The organism is Streptomyces bobili, assembly GCF_002154575.1.
Classification (GTDB): domain Bacteria; phylum Actinomycetota; class Actinomycetes; order Streptomycetales; family Streptomycetaceae; genus Streptomyces; species Streptomyces bobili.
The window spans coordinates 1-5,299 of record NZ_MUBA01000594.1 but is presented as its reverse complement, the minus strand read 5'-3'; the positions used below and the strand labels follow the sequence as shown (position 1 = coordinate 5,299).

Here is a 5,299-nt window from a genome sequence, read left to right as displayed (position 1 = left end):
GGCAGCGTCAGATGTGGATAAGAGGAAGGACTGCGGGTGGGGGTGGTGGTCGCGGTGGAGGCTGAGGCTGGGGCGGATTCCGGCCACTCTGCGTGAAGGACGGCTTCAGGGTGTCACTGACGGTGGCTAGAGTCACCGATGGGCATCGGGGGTGCGCGGTGAGGATCCGTGGGGCTCCGTGGTGAGTAAGACATGCGCTGTCTTGCCGGGCAGGGCTGGACTGTTCGGGGCTGGGCCGGCGTCAGCGGCGTTTCCATGACCCCGCATTGCCAGGAACACCCCACCGGGCAGCACAACGACTGGTCACAAGGAGGTTCCACGCATGGCGTGGGAGGAGTGGGAACAGGTCAAGGCAGCCGCGGGGGAACCGGGCGGTCAGGCGCGGATGCAGCTCAACCAGCTACCGGTGGACCAAGGCGCGAGCGGCGGGGCCGGTGATCTGGTGGTGTCTCAGGACGACCTCGGCGCGGTCGGCCACGACGCCTACCTGCTGTGGGACGAGCTGCGCACGGCAGCGGACATCGCGGGCGCGGGTGCCGACAAGGGCGGCGAGGGATCCACTTCCCAGGCGGCGAGTTCACTGACGTCCCACGGCTTCACCATGGGCGCGGGGCTGACCAGGACGGTGGAGATCTGGACCTCGCAGGCGAAGTCGGTGCTCCAAGCCTGCGCGCACATCTCCAACCACCTCGACTACACCAAGAAGCTGCACGCCGACGAGGACGCGAAGATCGCCGCTCAGACCGCGGCAATCGACGGCGGCGTCTTATCCCCGTCGGTCCTGAGCAAGTACTTCCAGTAGAGGGACGGATCCGTGGCGCTCACCTACGCGGACCTCATCGAGGTCGATCTAGGCAGACTGGGCTCGGCCGTCGCCGACTGGGACAGCACCGTCAAAGGGCTGAAGACAGCAGCCGAGCACGCCCGCACAGGCATGCTGGCGAAGTCGGACGCGGCACGCTGGGCGGGAGTGAACGCGACGGTGACCCGGGGGTTCGTCACAGAGACGGCGAAGGAGATCGCCGACCTGCACACCGAGGCCGGCAGCATCCATCACGTCCTCGACGACGCCCACACCGAACTGGTCTCGCTGCAGAAGCAGATCAGAACCGCGCAGGCCGAAGCGCGGAAGTGGGGCATCAGTGTCCAGGACTACGGTGACGGGACCGTTCACTGCGTCTACCCGCACGTCCGAGGCGACACGGACGTGCGCACGACGGAGGAGAACACGGCCAGGGACGAACTGAACGGCCGGATCAACCGGATCCTCGCCCACGCCGCCGAGATCGACGCCTCCGTCACCCGCGCACTGAACAAGAGCCACGGCAACGACGCCCACAACGCGGGGCACAGTTCGTACGAGTCCCTCGACGACGCCCAGGCCGAACGGGCGGTCGAACTGGCCAAGCTCGGCCCGGAGATGACGGACAAGCAGTATCTGGAGCTGAACTCCATCATGAAGTTCAACGCCAGGGACGCGGACTTCTCGACGGACTTCTACAAGTCGCTCGGCGGCCCCAAGGACGCGCTGGAGTTCTACGGCCGTATGTCACTGAACGGCACCATGGGAGACAACAAGGACCGGCTCGCCCTCGCCCAGCAGCTCCAGAAGAACATGGGCCTGGCCCTGGCATCGGCCACCGACCCGGACAACAAGTCACACCTGCCGACGAGTTGGTCCTCCGAGTTCCGCAAGCTGGGCGCGCAGCCGATCCCCCTCTATCGCGGCGCGGGTGGCAGCAGCGCGCCGTACGGCTACCAGCTCCTGGGCGGGATGCTGCGCTACGGCAACTACGACGCGCGGTTCATCAACCCCATCGCGGAACACATCGTCCAGCTGCACCGCAAGGACCCTCTACGGTTCACGGGCAACAGACCCGCACCCTCTGGATCCGACCTCGACTGGGGCTTCAACCCGTCGGGCAAGAACGGCGCCGGCTACGACCCGCTGACCAGCGTCCTGGAAGGCCTCGGCCACAGCCCCGAAGCGGCAAAGAAGTTCTTCACCGACGCGCCGACCGTCTACAGGGAGGACGGCACGGTCGACAAGAACGCGACGCTCGACGCCAACTTCTACTTCGACGAATTGAACAGGACAGACTTCGAATGGGCCCCGGACAGCCTCGCCCACGCCGGCAGTGACGAGGCGAAACACGCACGCGAGATGGGCCCCGACGCCCTCGGTCACGCCCTGGAGGCCGCGACGACGGGGGCGGCGTGGGATGCGGATCCGCCGGTTTTGCGTCGGGATGAACAGACTTGGGAAGTTATGGAGAAGGCGATCCAGCGGTACAACGTCCTCTCCGAGAAGGACGGGCCGCTGCCTGAGGTCATGAAGGACAGCCTGGCCCGCATGGGCGCGGCGTACATCGACGACCTCAACTACTCGCTCATGAATTGGGGCGATACCGGCGATGAGTTGGGCCGTGGCCGTATCTTCGGCGACAGCAGCGACGGTTCGGTGCGTCGGGCTTTCGATATGTCGGAAGCGAAAAACTTCATGATGCTCGTCGCCGGGGACGAAGAGGGCTACAAGACCATGTCAGCCGCCCAGCAGGTCTTCATGGCGAGCGGGCTCGCCTCCCACGAGGACAACCGCGGTGATGGACTCGCCTTTGCCCACAACGCGGCTTTTACCAACGGAATCCTCGACGAGTCGCGAGCCCACCAGATCCGCGAAGAGTTCAAGGACGACACAACTGCCAAGAACCTTGAAATGACAAAGCAGGGCGAGTGGCGAAAGACATTGATGACTGGTGTCGTCACCGCGGTCGCAGCGGGCGGCACGGCGTTGGTCCTCGGCCCGGCCGCCGGCATCGTGGCAACCACCGCAGTTCCGGTCCTGCTGGGAACAGGAGCCTCCGTAGTCAGCACTGCCTACGGCAACCACACCATGCAGTATTTGCAGGACAACGAATACAAGAACAATGCGGAGGCGCTGAGGAAGATCCAGGGTTTGGAGGAGGTCGGCATACATGGAGCCTGGATGCCCATCTACAACTACGCCGACGCCATCGGGATGACTCAGACGGAGAAGAACGGTCTACTCCCGGAAATCCGGGGTTCGTACGGGGATGGGAAAGACGCCATCTCAGACATAGAGAAGGCATTGTCGTGAGGTTCTTGAAGCGTATTGCATGGTGCGGGACTGTAGCGGGCCTAGTTCTTTCGACCGGCTGCGCTGACGAGAAGCCTCTCAGCGAGAAGTACCCTACCCAGTGGACGACCTGTAACACGCTTTTCGGCGCCGGGAACATGGAGTCTTTGCGGGAGATCCTGGATTCCGATGGCCTCAAGTTCACCAACCCCACGCTCTCCGTCGACCAGGTCAAAAAGGGTCTGACGAAGGAAGCAATTGCGCCCTACGACAAACGTAAGGGTTTTGCTGCATACGACGTGTGCACGCTCTCAGGCAATGGCACTTTCGACGCCACGGTGGGATGGGCCGCAGACACCCTGAAGGCGGTACAGACCTACACCGACAGATGGCATCAAGCGAGCACGGACGTCTACGTATCCGAGACCTCCCCCATTCACCTAGTATTCCGCTGCGAAATCAAGGGCGCCGCGAGCGGGCCGCACGTGCAGGTGCTCCTTGAGGTCAGGACCTGGGAAAACACTACGAATTCTTTCACGAAAGAGTTCCATCAGAAGCTGTCCGTCCATTTGACCCGCACGCTGAGGGATGAGCTGGCCTGCACCAACAAGCCAGATATTCCGGATGACTTGCAGCTCAGCAAATAGGCGTGGGCGGAGGGTCACGAGAAGACGTTCGGTGCGCGGCTTGGTCCACGCCCCCTCGCACCGAACGTCTGGCGTCTATCGACCCTGCCGACCCTCGTCCTCCATGCAGCGGAAGCAGCGGCAGCGCGGCCGTGGCGAGGAGTCCGGCAGTGCGGTCGGGTCTCCAGCGCCGCCGTGGGTGCGGGTCTGGGGCGGGCCGACGCGGCGGCCGTTGCTGTCCACGCGGTAGGTGCGCAGCATCAGGTGGGAGGTGCCCGGCTGGGGTGGGGTGCCGGCGTTCATCGTGACCCCGCCGCCGTCGGCGGGCGGTGGCAGGTGCAGCCGCAGCGGCGTACCAGCGGCAGCAGGCCCACGCTGTGCGGGAGCGGGATGTCCCGCAGGCGGCGGCAGGCGTCATGTACGTCCTCGTATCCGAGCCTGCGCGCCAGCGTGCACTCCGGTGACCGCTCCCGCGGATCCGCCACCGTGGCGGGACCCGCGCTCATCGCTATTCCCCGGCTTTGCCGGAGGGTCGCCGGACGGTCAGGACATCCGGCTGCGGCGGGTAGTGCGCGGCGCACGCCTGGCAGGCGTACACGACGAATCCCGGCCCCGAGTTCTGGTGCACCACGGCGACCACGACCGGACTCCCGGTGACCACCTCGCAGCGCACGCACATCCGCACCGGCGGGCGGGGCTCCTTGTCTGCCGTTCCCATCACGCCGCCCTCTCCGCACCGATCACATGCGGGTCGAGGTCGACGCCGAAGTCGGCGGCCAGGACCAGGGCGACCCGGCGCCGTGTCTGCCGCCAACCCGCAGGGGTCCCAGCTCATCTACGCCGCCGTGGCCGACCACGTCGAGGCGAGGATTCGCACCGGGGCGTTGCGGCCCGGCGCCCGTCTGCCCTCGGAGCGTGATCTCGCGCAGGAATACGGCGTCGCCTACCTCACCGTCCGACGGGCCGCCCAGGTTCTGCGCGAACGCGGGCTCGTCGAGACTGTTCACGGCCATGGGACCTTCGTCGCTGACCCGCTGCCCGTATCAGCTCCGGATGTCCCAGGCACGAGTGAGGGGCCGGTCGGCTGACCGGCGGGACTGCGGATCGGTCCGTCAGCTCGCCGTCCTCGGGAACGTGACCTCCACTCGGCGGTTCTTCTTGCGGCCTGCCTCGGATGCGTTGTCCGCGATGGGGTACTGCTCGCCGTAGCCACGCACCTCGAACGTGACGCTCGCGTTGTTGAGGTCGCCGGCCAGGGCGGCCTGGACCGCGTTGGCTCGCTGCTTCGACAGGACGTCGCCGTGGGCCGAGGAGCCGAGGTTGTCCGTGAAGCCGAAGACGCGGATCTGGGTGGCGTTCTGCTTCTTGATCTCCTCGGCGATCCCCGCGATGCGGGCCTTCGCGTCGGCGCTCAGCTTGGCGCTGTCCTTGCCGAACAGGACTTCCGCCTGGAGTGCGAACTTCACGTCCGCGTTGGTGTCCTCGCGCCGCTCGTCCCCCGTCTCGTCCTCGACGACCTGCTTGATGTCGAGCACCTTGGGCTCCGCGAGGGTGGCACCCTCGGGGAGCCCAAGGT

General features: G+C 65.9%; 8 protein-coding genes. 4 read left to right on the top strand and 4 right to left on the bottom strand.

Annotated features, from left to right (window positions below; all coding sequences use genetic code 11):
• Positions 1 to 322 precede the first annotated feature (322 nt).
• From BZL64_RS34465 to BZL64_RS34455, 3 genes are all read left to right on the top strand, one after another.
• On the top strand, positions 323 to 802 hold the full coding sequence (locus BZL64_RS34465; protein WP_086773013.1) for a hypothetical protein: 480 nt from the start codon (positions 323 to 325) through the stop codon (positions 800 to 802).
• A 12-nt stretch (positions 803 to 814) separates the two neighbouring features.
• Positions 815 to 3,118, top strand: a complete 2,304-nt coding sequence (locus BZL64_RS34460) for a hypothetical protein (RefSeq protein ID WP_086773012.1) — start codon at positions 815 to 817, stop codon at positions 3,116 to 3,118.
• A gap of 146 nt (positions 3,119 to 3,264) precedes the next feature.
• On the top strand, positions 3,265 to 3,744 hold the full coding sequence (locus BZL64_RS34455; RefSeq protein WP_143663390.1) for a hypothetical protein: 480 nt from the start codon (positions 3,265 to 3,267) through the stop codon (positions 3,742 to 3,744).
• Between the two features lie 75 nt (positions 3,745 to 3,819).
• On the opposite strand, the gene BZL64_RS39645 is transcribed toward BZL64_RS34455, so the two are convergent.
• The 3 genes from BZL64_RS39645 to BZL64_RS39640 are packed head-to-tail and all read right to left on the bottom strand — an operon-like array spanning position 3,820 to position 4,441.
• Positions 3,820 to 4,026, bottom strand: a complete 207-nt coding sequence (locus BZL64_RS39645) for a hypothetical protein (RefSeq protein WP_143663389.1) — start codon at positions 4,024 to 4,026, stop codon at positions 3,820 to 3,822.
• Positions 4,023 to 4,229 (bottom strand): hypothetical protein, encoded by a 207-nt coding sequence (locus tag BZL64_RS34450; protein WP_086773010.1) that lies wholly within the window; start codon positions 4,227 to 4,229, stop codon positions 4,023 to 4,025. The genes BZL64_RS39645 and BZL64_RS34450 overlap by 4 nt, the downstream gene beginning before the upstream one ends.
• A 2-nt stretch (positions 4,230 to 4,231) precedes the next feature.
• A complete protein-coding gene (locus BZL64_RS39640) occupies positions 4,232 to 4,441 on the bottom strand; it encodes a hypothetical protein (protein WP_143663388.1) in 210 nt (69 codons plus the stop codon).
• 82 nt (positions 4,442 to 4,523) lie between these two features.
• Between BZL64_RS39640 and BZL64_RS34445 the strand changes: the two genes are divergently transcribed.
• Positions 4,524 to 4,811, top strand: a complete 288-nt coding sequence (locus tag BZL64_RS34445) for a winged helix-turn-helix domain-containing protein (protein ID WP_086773009.1) — start codon at positions 4,524 to 4,526, stop codon at positions 4,809 to 4,811.
• Positions 4,812 to 4,835: 24 nt separating this feature from the next.
• Here BZL64_RS34445 and BZL64_RS34440 read toward each other — a convergent pair.
• Positions 4,836 to 5,299, bottom strand: a 464-nt coding sequence (locus BZL64_RS34440; RefSeq protein WP_107430405.1) for an OmpA family protein, incomplete at its 5' end; no start/stop codon positions are given.